The organism is Pandoraea sp. NPDC087047, assembly GCF_044745225.1.
Classification (GTDB): Bacteria; Pseudomonadota; Gammaproteobacteria; order Burkholderiales; family Burkholderiaceae; genus Pandoraea.
On sequence record NZ_JBIUZU010000004.1, the window covers coordinates 195,414 to 208,311 of the forward strand.

Below are 12,898 nucleotides of genomic sequence, written 5' to 3' on the forward strand. Positions count from 1 at the left end.
CCTCACAAGGAACAGATCATGCTTCGCAAACTTTTGCTGGCGGTTGTTACCTTTTTCACCCTCTGCGGCATGGCGATGGCCGCTGTCGACATCAACACCGCCGATCAGACCCAGCTCGAAACGCTCAAGGGCATCGGGCCGGTCAAGTCCAAGGCCATCATCGATGAACGTAACGCCCACGGCCCGTACAAGGATGCGGCCGATGTCGCCAAGCGCGTCAAAGGGCTAGGCGCCAAATCCGTCACCTCGCTTCAGTCTGAAGGCATGACGATCAATGGACAGGGCGGTGCTGCGGCGCCTGCGGCCCAGAGCGCTCCGGCAAAGACGCCGCCGGCCGCTGCTGCGCCAGCCAAGCCGGCACCGTCTGCTGCCCAGACACCTGCGCCCGCACCCGCGCCCGCACCCGCCACGTCGGCGAAGCCTGCTACGGCGGCCAAGCCCTCCGCACCGGCGGCACCGTCTGCCACGGTGCCGGCAACGTCCACGCAGAAGACGCCCACGCCCGCCGCAGGCACGACCATGATGCCGGCATCGCCGGGGGGGAGCGCTATGGCGGCCAAGCCGGGCAATCCGGTGCCGGGGGCAGCGTCGGCCGCCGGTGCGCAGGATACGAAGGCTGCCAGGCCGAAGAAGTCGAAGGATGCCAAGAGCGACAAGGATGCCAAGGCCACCAAGGGCGCCAAGAGCGGTGCGACGGCGTCCGCCGCACCGTCGTCGGCATCTGCGCCGGCGGCGGCCGCTGACGGTGGCTCGACCAAGTCGTCCCGATCGAAGAAGGCCAAGGCCCCGGCGGCGGCCAGCGCACCGACGCTCTGATTTTCCGACCTTTTGCCCTTCTGACACCCCAACCGGCCGGGCTCGCCCCCACGCGACACCCGGCCGCGAGACCTTACCCTGAGCGCGGTCATGGCCGGTGGATTAGAATGTTTCGATTCCCGACCGAAAAAGCTTAGCGCAATGGCCTATAAGACTATCGAAGACACCATCGGCAATACGCCGCTGGTGCAACTGGTGCGTTTGCCCGACGACGAAATCCGCCGCCGCAACAACGTGATTCTCGGCAAGCTCGAGGGCAACAACCCGGCGGGCTCGGTGAAGGATCGTCCGGCGCTGTCGATGATCAAGCACGCCGAATTGCGCGGCCGCATCAAACCGGGCGATACGCTGATCGAAGCGACCTCCGGCAACACCGGTATCGCGCTGGCGATGGCCGCCGCCATTCGCGGCTACAAGATGGTCCTGATCATGCCGGAAGACCTCTCCATCGAGCGTCGCCAGAGCATGGGGGCCTATGGCGCCGAAATCATCCTGACGCCGGTCAAGGGCGGCATGGAGTACGCGCGCGACCTCGCAGAGCAGATGCAACGCGACGGACGCGGCATCATCCTCGATCAGTTCGCCAATCCGGACAACCCGCTCGCGCACTACGAAGGCACCGGTCCGGAGATCTGGCGCGACACCGAAGGACGCATTACGCACTTCGTCTCCGCGATGGGCACGACGGGCACCATCATGGGCGTCTCGCAATATCTGAAGGAACAGAGCGAGGCCGTGCAAATCATCGGTGCAGAACCGGCCGAGGGTTCGCGTATTCCGGGCATTCGCAAGTGGCCGGAAGCCTATCTGCCGAAGATTTTCGACCGCGCACGCGTGGACCGCACCATCTCGGTGACGCAGGCCGACTCGGAAATCATGGCGCGCCGTCTCGCAGCGGAAGAGGGCATTTTCTGCGGTATCTCGGCCGCCGGCGCGTGCCAGATCGCGCTGAATCTGGCGCATGAAGTCGAGAACGCGACGATCGTGTTCATCGTTTGCGACCGCGGCGATCGCTATCTGTCGACCGGCGTGTTCCCCGCATGACGTGTGCGGCATGACGCCACAAGCCGCTTGCGGTGCGACAAACGAAAACGGGACCCGAGGGTCCCGTTTTTCATGGTGACGCTGACCGGTGTCAGGCGTTCGAGGCGTTAGACGTCAGGGCTCAAGCATCACGGCGCCCGTGCCGCCTTGATCGCGTCGGCCAGGTCGTACACCGACATCGCGTAGAAGAAGCTGCGGTTGTAGCGCGTGAGCACATAGAAGTTGGTGAGGCCCATGCGGTACTGCGTTGCTTGACCCGGCGTCGGCAGATCGACGATGAGCACCGGCGTGTCGAGCGCGGAACCGACATCGAGTCGCGGCTCGTTCATCAGCATGCCTGCCTTGATGAAGTCGCTGAGCTTCCAGTGCGGCTCGGGCTGTCCGTCGGCGCCTGCTTCTGCGAGCCCCTGACTGCCGCGATCGGCCGCAATGTTCCACACCACCGGTTGTCCCGGCTGCCATCCGTGCTGCTTGAGGAAGTTGGCAACGCTGCCGATGGCATCAGCCACGTCGGTCGTCAGATTGATCTTGCCATCGCCACTGAAGTCGACCGCGTAGTTACGAATCGACGACGGCATGAACTGCGGAATGCCGATAGCGCCCGCATACGAGCCGTAGATGCTGAACGGATCGACGCCGCGCTCGCGTGCGTACAGCAACAGGTTCTCCAGCTCCTTGCGGAACAGCGCCATGCGCTCCGAACGGTTGCGTGCGGGCGGATAGTCGAACGCGAGCGTTGTGAGCGCGTCGATGGTGCGGAAGTTGCCCATGTTGCGCCCGTAGATCGTCTCGACACCGATGATGGCGACGATGATCTCCTCGGGCACGCCATACGCCTTCGCGGCGCGCGCAAGCGCTGCGGCGTTCTGATTCCAGAAGCGCACGCCACCGTTGATGCGGGTATTGTCGAGGAAGTTCTTCTCGTACTTCGTCCAGTTCTTCTGGCCCGGCGTGGCAGGCGGTGCGGCGAGACGCGCCGCCGTCTGCGAGAACACGACGCGCGAGAAGACCTTCTGCAACTCGCTGCGATCGAAGCCGTCGCGCGCGACGATGTCGTTGATGAACGCATCGACGTCGGGGTTCGCCGCGTAGCGCTGCGGCACGACTTCTTCCTCGAACTCCGTTTGCGAGCTCTGCTGGGCGGTCTGCCTGGCGCGAGTCTGCGCCTGCGTGCCGACGCTCGTCAGTGCCATGGCACCGATGCACAGCGCGACACCGAATGCACGGACGGTGCCGAGCGCGCGGGCGGAACGCGGGCGCTGCCAACGCTGTTGCGGGGTGGGGTTGCCGAGAGCGGCCACCGCGTGATGGCGGCCAGTGTCCGGTCGATGGGGGAGGCGCGTGCGCGCCAGCGAAAGAGAGTCGTACATCCGTACCGGTGATGTCATGCTGTCTGTCAGGCCTGTATGAAGTCCGAGTGCGACGCAACCCGTCGGGCCGCCATCGCGTGAGTCGTGTTGAGGCTCTCGTCGTTGCGCGTCGACGTCGTCGGTCGGCGTTGCCGATGCATACGTCGCGACGCGTGTTGCTGGCTGGAGCATCAACCATTCATGCCAGTTCCCGCCGTCCCGAATTTCGGGAGAACGGCGCTTGCCGGCTGACACGGGTCTGCTGTGAGACTGCTTGGCAGTATAACCGAGTGCACCTGTGATACCTTAAGGCCTGTGCACTGTCCGTGACAGTGTTCATGGGGGATGCCGGCCATCGGCACACGTGTGCCAGTGATGTGCGGCACCGTGCGCCAGGCTCTACGCCCGGCCGCTACCGGACGTGGAGACCACGGCGCGGCGGGCATCCCCCGCCCGTCCCAATATAACGATTCGAAGCGATAGGCGACACAACGAATGGCTACCGGGTTTTATACGCACCCCGATTGCATCCGTCACGAGATGGGAGAGTGGCATCCGGAATGCCCCGAGCGGCTGCGCGCGATCGAAGACCAACTGATCGCCGGACGCATCGACGGCCTGCTCGAACGCCGCGAAGCCCCGGCGGCAGACGAGGCCAGCCTGCGGCTCGTGCACACGCAGGAGCACATCGATTTTATTCGCGACAACATCCCCGAATCAGGCTATTTCCCAATCGATCCCGATACGCTGCTCAATCCGTACTCGTGGCGCGCGGCAACGCGTGCGGCGGGCGCGGCAATTGCAGCGACCGATGCCGTCATGGGCGGTGAACTCGACAACGCGTTTTGCAGCGTGCGCCCGCCGGGTCACCACGCCACGCCCACACGTGCGATGGGCTTCTGTCTGTTCAACAACGTGGCGATTGCGGCGGCTCACGCACTCGAAGTGCATGGGCTCTCGCGCGTGGCGATCGTCGATTTCGACGTGCACCACGGCAACGGCACGGAAGCGGCTTTCGGCAACGACGAGCGCGTGCTGATGTGCGGCATTTTCCAGCACCCGTTCTATCCGTTCTCCGGCGCCAACGATCCCGCGCCGAACATGCTCAATATTCCCCTGGAAGCCCGCACGTCCGGCATGGCCGCACGTGAGGCGATCGAGTACGGCTGGCTGGGGCGGCTCAACGCCTTCCGTCCCGAGATGATCTTCTTCTCGGCGGGCTTCGACGCGCACCGCGAAGACGACCTCGGCGGCCTGGGGCTGACCGAGGCGGATTTTGCGTGGATCACGAAGGAAGTGAAGGCCATTGCGGATCGTCACGCCAAGGGGCGCATCGTGAGCTGCCTCGAAGGCGGCTACAACCTCTCGGCGCTCGGACGCAGTGTCGTGGCGCACCTGAAGGTGCTCGCCGACGTCTGATGGACGGCGTTCGACGCGTGTGTGATGACGCGAAGCGCCACGCGTACTATGGGCGCGATACAGCACACATCGGCATATATCGCCTCGCGGCGTGACGCAGACGGCACAGCGCCATGCCGCTCAGGAGACAAACATGATGACGTCATCTGAAACGACCGCGGCCGCCGCACCGCTGCTTCTCGTCAGCCCTGGTGAAGGCGAGTTGGCCGGCGTGGTCACACTCACGCTGAATCGTCCACGTCATTTCAACGCCCTGTCCGAAGCGATGCTCGACGCGCTGCAACGCGCGCTCGACGACATCTCCCGCGATGAGCGCGCACGCGTCGTTGTGCTCGCCGCTGCGGGGCCTGCGTTTTGCGCGGGCCACGATCTCAAGGAGATGCGCGCCGAGCCGTCGCTCGACTACTACCGCACGCTGTTCAATCGATGTACGCGCGTCATGCTGACGATGCAGCGCATGCCGCAGCCGGTCATCGCGCGTGTGCACGGCATCGCGACGGCAGCGGGCTGTCAGTTGGTCGCGATGTGCGATCTGGCGGTCGCGACGTCGGTGGCGCGTTTCGCGGTCTCCGGCATCAACGTCGGTTTGTTCTGTGCAACGCCGGGCGTTGCGCTCTCGCGCAATCTCACGCGCAAGCAGGCCATGGAGATGCTGCTGACCGGCGACTTCATCGATGCGCAGACGGCCCGCGAGCGCGGTCTCGTCAACCGGGTGGTGCCGATGGAGCGACTCGACGCGGAAGTGGCGGCGCTGTGCCGCTCGATTCTTGCCAAACCTGCGGCGGCCGTGGCGGCGGGCAAAGGGTTGTTCTACCGGCAAGCCGAGACGGGTATCGAGGCGGCGTATCAGATGGCCGGGCAGACGATGGCCTGCAACATGATGGACGCGTGTGCGCTCGAAGGCGTGCAGGCGTTCATCGAGAAGCGCCCGCCCGACTGGGCGAAGCCGGCGGACTGACGCCGCACAGGCCGGGCGTGCGCCTCGGTCCGCATCAGTCCGCACCTCCTATCACTGCTTTTCGAGCACGAGCGGCCCGGGCGTTGCCGTGCGGCTCACCGCATAGCCATTGCCGGTGAACCAGGCGCGCAGTTCCTTGATCATGTCCGGATTGCCGCACACCATAATGCGCGACGTGGCCGGATCGAGCGTTGCGCCCATCGCCTTTTCCAGTTCTCCCGAAGCCAGTAGCGACGTGATGCGTCCGTACAGCGCGCCGGGCGTTTGCTCGCGCGTTACGCTTACCGCGAAGTGAAGTTTCCCCAGCAGTGACGGATCGACGTCCGGATGAGAGAAGTGTTTGAGCGCTTCGTAGTAAGCCAGATCGCGCTCCCATCGCACGCTGTGCACGACGAAGATGCGTTCGAAGCGCTGCCACACGGCCGGATCGCGCAGAATCGACACGAAGGGCGCGAGGCCGGTGCCTGTGGCGAGCAGCCAAAGGTCGTTGCCGCCGGTGAAGCGATCGAGCGTGAGGAAGCCGTAGGCGGTGTGGTCGACGAATAGTGCGTCGCCAACCTTGAGTTGCGACAGACGCGGTGTGAGTTGCCCTTCCGGAATCGTAATTACGTAGAACTCCAACGTATCTTCGGCGGGCGAATTCACGAAGGAAAAGGCTCGCCAGATCAATTCGCCGTCGTCACCCGGCAATCCGATTCGCACGAACTGCCCGGCCGTGAATTGCAGGCCGGGCGGGCGCGTGGTCTTGATGCTGAAGATCGTCGGCGTCCAGAAATGCATGCCGGTGACCGTTTGCGGTGAGTATTTCGTCTGCGCTTGCATGCCGGAGGCTCCTCGCGATTCCACACGGCTTCAGTGTAACGTGCAGGGCGGTATTGCGTGCCGAGACCCTGCTTGCGTGCGGGGTTCCGCGCGCTCGTCGCCTCTCGTGACACCGTGTCGACTGAGCCGAGGCTCAGGCGCTGTCGTGTGCACCCAATGCTGGCTGATGCGGCCGGGCCGACGATGCCGCAGGGGTATCGGGCAAGTGTCGCAGCAGCCACCGTGTCAGCTCGTTGATGACCTTCTCGCGGTCGAGGTCGTTGAGCGTTTCGTGAAAGTGGCCGTGATAGAGGCGCAGCGTCTTGTCCTGCGAGCCGGCGTTGCCGTGGAATTGTTCGCTCGCCCACGGCGCGGTGAGTCGGTCGGCCGTGCCGTGAAAGATGTAGAGCGGCAAATGCAGCGCGTTGGCATTGGCGTGAATCCGTGTCATCGCGTCGAGCAACTCGGCGGCGGTGCGTGCCGGCGTGCCGCGATAGGCGTTGAGCGGATCCTTTTTCGCTGCCGCCACCACCGCCTCGTCACGCGCAATCATGGCCGGATCGATCTTGAAGACGGGGATTTTCGGCAGCCAGCGCGACACCCAGCGTCCCACCGTCACCAGCCAGGGAGCAACGGGTTCGCCGGGCGCAAACGCCGGGCTGCTCAGCATCAGGCCGTGCACATTCGCGGGCGCTCGCGTGATGACGAACAGCGCCGCGATGGCGCCGCCCATGCTGTGACCGAGCAGGAATAGCGGTGTCGGGCCGAAGGTGGTGCGTACGTGCGTGAGGAAGATTTCCGTGTCGTCGAGATATTCGTCGAAATGCTTGACGAAGACGCGGGCACCGCCGGAGCGTCCGTGCCCGCGCAGATCGTAGGAGACGGTGGCAATGCCATGGGCCGCGAAGTGCTCAGCCAGCCGCGCGTAACGTCCGCCGTGTTCCCCCATGCCGTGAACGATGGCGACGACCGCCCGCAGCGGCTCGCCGCCGGTATCCGGCTGCCATCGATGGGCGTGCAGTGAGAGGCCGTCGCTGGCTTGCAGACGCGATTCCGAATAGGTGGTCATGTCTCCTCCTGGCGCGTTGGCCGGGTGGCCGTCATGCGTGCGACGGCATTGCGATTATCGGGTGCGCCATTCGATCATAGCCGTCCGTACGACGGGGCGATTTCTCTAGAGGAAACGCACCACAAGGAAACTGGCTGTGCGCCGCGATTTGCATAAAAATAGCACGATCGTTCGGGGCGGGGTGACGTTGGGCAAGCGCGTCCGGTCTGGCTCCGGCGCCACTTTTCGTAGGGATCGTGCATTCGTGGCCAATCGAAAGAACTGCAGGAATCTTCGCCACAAAATGCATCAAATATGCAATTAATGCGTCATTGGCCGTGTGGTTATAATGGCAGCGGATTGACGTAAACGTAACTTTGGAGCGAGTTCATGAAGATCCTGGTACCGGTCAAACGGGTAGTGGATTACAACGTAAAGGTTCGCGTGAAGAGCGACGGGAGTGGCGTCGACATAGCGAATGTGAAGATGTCGATGAATCCGTTCGACGAAATCGCGGTGGAAGAGGCGGTGCGCCTGAAAGAAGCGGGCGTGGCGACGGAAGTGATCGCGGTGTCGGCGGGGGTTGCGCAGTCGCAGGAGACGCTGCGCACGGCGCTGGCGATCGGTGCGGATCGCGCGATCCTGATCGAGTCGGACGAAGCGCTGCAGCCGCTGGCGGTGGCCAAGCTGCTCAAGGCGATCGTCGACAAGGAGCAGCCGCAACTGGTGATCCTGGGCAAGCAGGCGATCGACGACGATTCCAATCAAACTGGTCAGATGCTCGCGGCGCTGGCGAAGCTGCCGCAGGCAACGTTTGCCTCGAAGGTGACGGTGGCGGACAACCGCGCGCAGGTCACGCGCGAAGTTGACGGCGGTCTGGAGACCGTGTCGCTGTCGCTGCCGGCGGTGATCACGACGGACTTGCGCCTGAACGAGCCGCGTTACGTGACGCTGCCCAACATTATGAAGGCGAAGAAGAAGCCGCTGGAGAGCGTCAAGCCGGCGGATCTGGGCGTGGACGTGAGCCCGCGCCTGAAGACGCTGAAGGTGGCCGAGCCGCCCAAGCGCAGCGCGGGGGTGAAGGTGGCGGACGTGGCAACGCTCGTCGAGAAGCTGAAGACCGAAGCCAAGGTCATTTAAGGAGACGACGAGATGAGCATTCTGGTCATTGCAGAACATGACAACCAATCGATCAAGGCGGCTACGCTCAACACGGTGACGGCAGGGCTGCAATGCGGCGACGACGTGCACGTGCTGGTTGCGGGCAGCAACGCTCGCGCGGCCGCCGACGCTGCCGCGCAAATTGCCGGCGTGAAGAAGGTGCTGCTGGCGGATGCGCCGTACTTTGGCGACGGGCTGGCGGAGAACATCGCCGACGAGGTGGTGTCGATCGCGGGCAACTATTCGCACATCCTGGCCACGGCCACGGCGTACGGCAAGAACATCGCGCCGCGCGTGGCCGCGCTGCTCGATGTCGCGCAGATTTCGGATATCACGAAGGTCGACAGCGCCGATACGTTCGAGCGCCCGATCTACGCGGGTAACGCGATTGCGACGGTGCAAAGCGCAGACAAGGTGAAGGTCATTACGGTGCGCTCGACGGGCTTCGACCCGGCGGCGGCCACCGGTGGCAGTGCGGCGGTGGAAACCGTAGCTGCGACGCCGGACGCGGGTGTGTCGAAGTTCGTGGGCCGCGAGGTGACGAAGCTGGACCGTCCGGAGCTCACGAGCGCGAAGATCATTGTCTCGGGCGGCCGGGGTCTGGGCAGCGGCGAGAACTACACGAAGGTGTTGGAGCCGTTGGCGGACAAGCTGGGTGCGGCGCTGGGCGCCTCGCGCGCGGCGGTCGATGCCGGTTATGTGCCGAACGACTATCAGGTCGGCCAGACGGGCAAGATCGTGGCACCGCAGTTGTACGTGGCGGTGGGCATCTCGGGGGCGATTCAGCACCTGGCGGGGATGAAGGATTCGAAGGTGATCGTGGCGATCAACAAGGATCCGGAAGCACCGATCTTCTCGGTGGCGGATTACGGTCTGGTGGGCGATCTGTTCACGGTGGTGCCGGAGCTGACGGCTGCGCTGTAAGCGGCTGAGCTTGCCAGGCACGTAAGAGACGTGAGGCTGCGGGCGCCGATCCCGCAGCCGATTCGCATGAGGAGGCGAAGCCAGCCATGGCGGGGCGTCTTCATGCGAATCGGTCGAACAAAAAACAGAACAATAAGAATCCCGGCATTCGCCACCATCCGAAGGCAATCGGAATCCCTTGGAGGAACGACATGAGTTATCAGGCCCCGATCAAGGACATGCAGTTCGTGATGAACGAACTGGCGGACCTGCCGAGCATCTCTGCGCTGCCGGGCTATGAGGACGCCTCGCCCGATACGGCGCAAGCTGTGCTCGAAGAAGCGGCTCGCTTCAATCAGGAAGTGCTTGCACCGCTGAACGTCATCGGCGATCAACAGCCGAGCACGTGGAAGGATGGCGTCGTCACGACCACGCCGGGTTTCAAGGAAGCGTTCCGTCAGTTTTCCGAGGCCGGGTGGCAGGGGGTACTGCATCCGCAGGCGTTCGGCGGTCAGGGGCTGCCCAAGCTCGTCGCCACGCCCTGCACGGAAATGCTCAATGCAGCGAACCTGTCGTTCGCGCTGTGCCCGCTGCTCACCGACGGTGCGGTCGAGGCGCTGCTCACCGCCGGTACCGCCGAGCAACGCGCCCTCTACGTCCCGAAGCTGCTCTCGGGCGAGTGGACCGGCACGATGAACCTGACCGAGCCGCAAGCGGGCTCAGATCTCGCCATGGTGCGTACGCGCGCCGAGCGCGAGGCCGACGGCACCTACCGCATTTTCGGCACGAAGATTTTCATCACGTTTGGCGAACACGACATGGCCGAGAACATCGTCCACCTCGTGCTCGCCCGTACGCCGGATGCGCCGGCCGGTGTGAAGGGCATTTCGCTGTTCATCGTGCCGAAGTTCAACGTCGACGCGCAGGGCAAGCTCGGTGCGCGTAACGACGTGCATTGCGTGTCCATCGAGCACAAGCTCGGCATCAAGGCGAGTCCTACGGCCGTGCTGCAATTCGGCGACAACGGTGGCGCGACGGGATATCTCGTCGGCGAGGAAAATCGCGGCCTCGAATACATGTTCATCATGATGAACGCCGCGCGTTTCGCGGTCGGCATGCAAGGCGTGGCCGTCGCCGAGCGTGCGTATCAGCATGCGGTGGCGTATGCGCGCGATCGTCTGCAAAGCCGTCCGGTGGACGGCTCCTCGCGCGAGGCCGTGACGATCATTCATCACCCCGACGTCAAGCGCATGCTCATGACGATGCGCGCGCTGACCGAAGGCGCGCGCACACTCGCTTACGTTGCGGCCGCGCAGGCCGATATCGGTCACCACGCGGCTGACGACGAAACGCGCAAGCGTGCGCAGGCCGTCTACGAATTCCTCGTGCCGATCGTGAAGGGCTGGGGCACGGAGATGTCGCTGGAGGTGGCGAGCCTCGGCGTGCAGGTGCATGGCGGCATGGGCTTCATCGAGGAGACGGGGGCGGCGCAGTACTACCGCGACGCGCGCATTCTTCCCATCTACGAAGGGACGACGGCGATTCAGGCAAACGACCTGATCGGCCGCAAGACGCTGCGTGACGGTGGCAAGGTGGCGCGTGAACTGTGCGAGCAGATCGAGGCAACGGAGAACGAATTGCGTGCCGCGGGGGGCGTTGCGCAAGCCGTGGCGGAACGTCTGGCGAAGGGCCGCGCCGCGTTGACGATCGTCGTCGACTATGTGCTCTCGAACACGCAGGACAATGCCAATGCCGTGTTCGCCGGCAGCGTGCCGTATCTGAAGCTCGCGGGCATTGTGCTGGGGGGCTGGCAGATGGGACGTGCGCTGCTCGCGGCGCAGAAGCTGCGAGATCAGGATCCGTCGTTCTACGATGCCAAGATCGGCACCGCCCGATTCTTCGCGGATCACATCCTCACGCAGGCACCGGGCATCGCACAGGCAATCACCGAGGGCGCCGACTCGGCACTGTCGCTGAACGAAGCACAGTTCTGATGGCTGAGCGCGTCTCGCGAAACAGCAAAGGCGACCTGCGGGTCGCCTTTGCTTTTGTGTGACGCGGGAGGAATGGGGACGCTGCCGACCGACGAAAAAAAACGGCACTGCGCGAACGCAGTGCCGTGTATTGGGTCCCCGCCTCAGCCGCTAAGCCGGCATCCTGAACCGAAGGTTCAAGGTGGTCGCGGTTAGTAGCGCTTTGGGTTCATCAGACTAAGTGACGCTCACGCCAGCACTACAAACTTCCGCAACCTGCAACAGATCATTGGTTCAAGGAATCTATGACTTTCGCGAACCAGGCAGGGAAAACTAACTTTTTGAATCGGACGGCTGTCGGTGCCTTTCAGTTTTGATACTGATCGATCACAGCGCTCAGTCGTTCGTCCATGCCTTGAATTCTACGCTGAATTTCTTCGGCAGGGAATGCTTGTCCTGCAGCAATGCTTTTTTCCAACGCTAGCAATTCGGATGCCAGGCTCAACGCTGCCATGACGGCAATCCGATCGGTGCCACGCACGCTGCTCTGTGCACGAACCTTGCTCATCTCGGCATCGACGCGCGACACGGACGCGAGCAGGTCGGCTTCGTGTTCCGGCGGGCAGGCGAGCCGGTAGGACTGTTCGAGAATATGAACTTCGAGCTGCTTGATCGTCATGCGTTTTCTCCACCGGGGGTACCGAGCAGATCCATCTGACCCTCAGCGGGGTTTTGCGTCGGAAGCTTTTCCAGGATGGCGTTCAGGCGAACCTGTGCCTCGTCGATCTTGGCGGCCAGCTGGTCGCGTTGCAGACGCAAGGCGTCGCGCTCGGTGCGCAATTGCTCGATGGCAGCGCGGGTTTCGTCGCATTCGGCGCGCGCGCGGTCGAGTTCCGCGAGCAACGCTTGATTATGTTGGTGAAAACGTTGGCTGATGACAACCAACTGTTCCATTTTGTCTGTGAGATTGTCGAGATCGGTGAGCATCGGGCTGCGTCCTCTTGATTGCCCTACATTCTAACGGAATCGGCGGCCAATGCCCGACGAACGAGCATTGACGCTCGTCCGAATGGCCCCTACACTTGCGGCACTTTGGTGCTCGCGCACGCCCTCCCGGCATGCGCAGTTAAACGGGAAACAGGGAGCCGCGTCCCCACACGGGCTGGCCAACCTGTGCTGCCCCCGCAACGGTAAGTCATTCTTTCGGCCCGAAAGGTTTCCGAAAACGCACTTCGCCTCCATCGCCACTGTGTGCCATGCGCATGCGGGAAGGCCGGTCAGGTGCGACGATGACCAGCCCGGATACCGGCCAAGTGAGTGGGGATCAAAGCCACGCCGCCCGGCGCAAGCCGCAGGTGGTGTGTCGTCGTTTTCATGTGTCGATGCATCGCATCCGTGACGTGTCACCGGCGCTCCCCGTGCGCCA

At 63.7% G+C, this 12,898-nt stretch carries 12 protein-coding genes, 1 other RNA gene and 1 riboswitch; of the genes, 7 read left to right on the forward strand and 6 right to left on the reverse strand.

Annotated features, from left to right (window positions below; translation table 11 throughout):
- Nucleotides 1-18 precede the first annotated feature (18 nt).
- A complete protein-coding gene (locus tag ACIPHM_RS08890; RefSeq protein WP_400327044.1) occupies nt 19-816 on the forward strand; it encodes a ComEA family DNA-binding protein in 798 nt (265 codons plus the stop codon).
- Nucleotides 817-957: 141 nt separating this feature from the next.
- Nucleotides 958-1,860 carry a cysteine synthase CysM gene (cysM, locus tag ACIPHM_RS08895; protein WP_400327046.1) on the forward strand — a complete coding sequence of 301 codons (903 nt, stop codon included), beginning with the start codon at nt 958-960 and terminating at the stop codon, nt 1,858-1,860.
- 128 nt (nt 1,861-1,988) lie between these two features.
- On the opposite strand, the gene mltB is transcribed toward cysM, so the two are convergent.
- A complete protein-coding gene (gene mltB, locus ACIPHM_RS08900) occupies nt 1,989-3,248 on the reverse strand; it encodes a lytic murein transglycosylase B (RefSeq protein WP_400327047.1) in 1,260 nt (419 codons plus the stop codon).
- Between the two features lie 456 nt (nt 3,249-3,704).
- Here mltB and ACIPHM_RS08905 point away from each other — a divergent pair, with 456 nt between their 5' ends.
- Together ACIPHM_RS08905 and ACIPHM_RS08910 are read left to right on the forward strand one after the other, a co-directional pair.
- Entirely contained in the window at nt 3,705-4,628 is a 924-nt protein-coding gene (locus ACIPHM_RS08905; protein ID WP_400327049.1) for a histone deacetylase family protein, read from the forward strand.
- A 136-nt stretch (nt 4,629-4,764) separates the two neighbouring features.
- On the forward strand, nt 4,765-5,586 hold the full coding sequence (locus ACIPHM_RS08910; RefSeq protein WP_400327485.1) for an enoyl-CoA hydratase: 822 nt from the start codon (nt 4,765-4,767) through the stop codon (nt 5,584-5,586).
- Between the two features lie 51 nt (nt 5,587-5,637).
- Here the strand turns inward: ACIPHM_RS08910 and ACIPHM_RS08915 are convergent, their stop codons facing one another.
- Together ACIPHM_RS08915 and ACIPHM_RS08920 are read right to left on the reverse strand one after the other, a co-directional pair.
- Nucleotides 5,638-6,408, reverse strand: coding sequence for a ferredoxin--NADP reductase (locus tag ACIPHM_RS08915; RefSeq protein ID WP_400327051.1), 771 nt, complete (start codon nt 6,406-6,408; stop codon nt 5,638-5,640).
- A 133-nt stretch (nt 6,409-6,541) separates the two neighbouring features.
- Entirely contained in the window at nt 6,542-7,456 is a 915-nt protein-coding gene (locus ACIPHM_RS08920; protein WP_400327052.1) for a lysophospholipase, read from the reverse strand.
- A gap of 369 nt (nt 7,457-7,825) precedes the next feature.
- On the opposite strand from ACIPHM_RS08920, the gene ACIPHM_RS08925 reads away from it, so the two are divergent.
- From ACIPHM_RS08925 to ACIPHM_RS08935, 3 genes are all read left to right on the forward strand, one after another.
- A complete protein-coding gene (locus ACIPHM_RS08925) occupies nt 7,826-8,575 on the forward strand; it encodes an electron transfer flavoprotein subunit beta/FixA family protein (protein ID WP_400327054.1) in 750 nt (249 codons plus the stop codon).
- Nucleotides 8,576-8,587: 12 nt separating this feature from the next.
- Nucleotides 8,588-9,520, forward strand: coding sequence for an electron transfer flavoprotein subunit alpha/FixB family protein (locus tag ACIPHM_RS08930; protein ID WP_400327056.1), 933 nt, complete (start codon nt 8,588-8,590; stop codon nt 9,518-9,520).
- Between the two features lie 191 nt (nt 9,521-9,711).
- Nucleotides 9,712-11,493 carry an acyl-CoA dehydrogenase gene (locus ACIPHM_RS08935; RefSeq protein ID WP_400327057.1) on the forward strand — a complete coding sequence of 594 codons (1,782 nt, stop codon included), beginning with the start codon at nt 9,712-9,714 and terminating at the stop codon, nt 11,491-11,493.
- Between the two features lie 131 nt (nt 11,494-11,624).
- Here the strand turns inward: ACIPHM_RS08935 and ssrS are convergent.
- The 3 genes from ssrS to ACIPHM_RS08950 form a co-directional block, all read right to left on the reverse strand.
- Nucleotides 11,625-11,805, reverse strand: a non-coding RNA gene (gene ssrS, locus ACIPHM_RS08940) — 6S RNA.
- A 34-nt stretch (nt 11,806-11,839) separates the two neighbouring features.
- Entirely contained in the window at nt 11,840-12,151 is a 312-nt protein-coding gene (locus ACIPHM_RS08945) for a cell division protein ZapA (RefSeq protein ID WP_400327058.1), read from the reverse strand.
- Nucleotides 12,148-12,459 carry a hypothetical protein gene (locus ACIPHM_RS08950; protein WP_044454750.1) on the reverse strand — a complete coding sequence of 104 codons (312 nt, stop codon included), beginning with the start codon at nt 12,457-12,459 and terminating at the stop codon, nt 12,148-12,150. The genes ACIPHM_RS08945 and ACIPHM_RS08950 overlap by 4 nt, the downstream gene beginning before the upstream one ends.
- An 89-nt stretch (nt 12,460-12,548) precedes the next feature.
- A riboswitch (cobalamin riboswitch) is annotated at nt 12,549-12,801 on the forward strand.
- Nucleotides 12,802-12,898 lie beyond the last annotated feature (97 nt).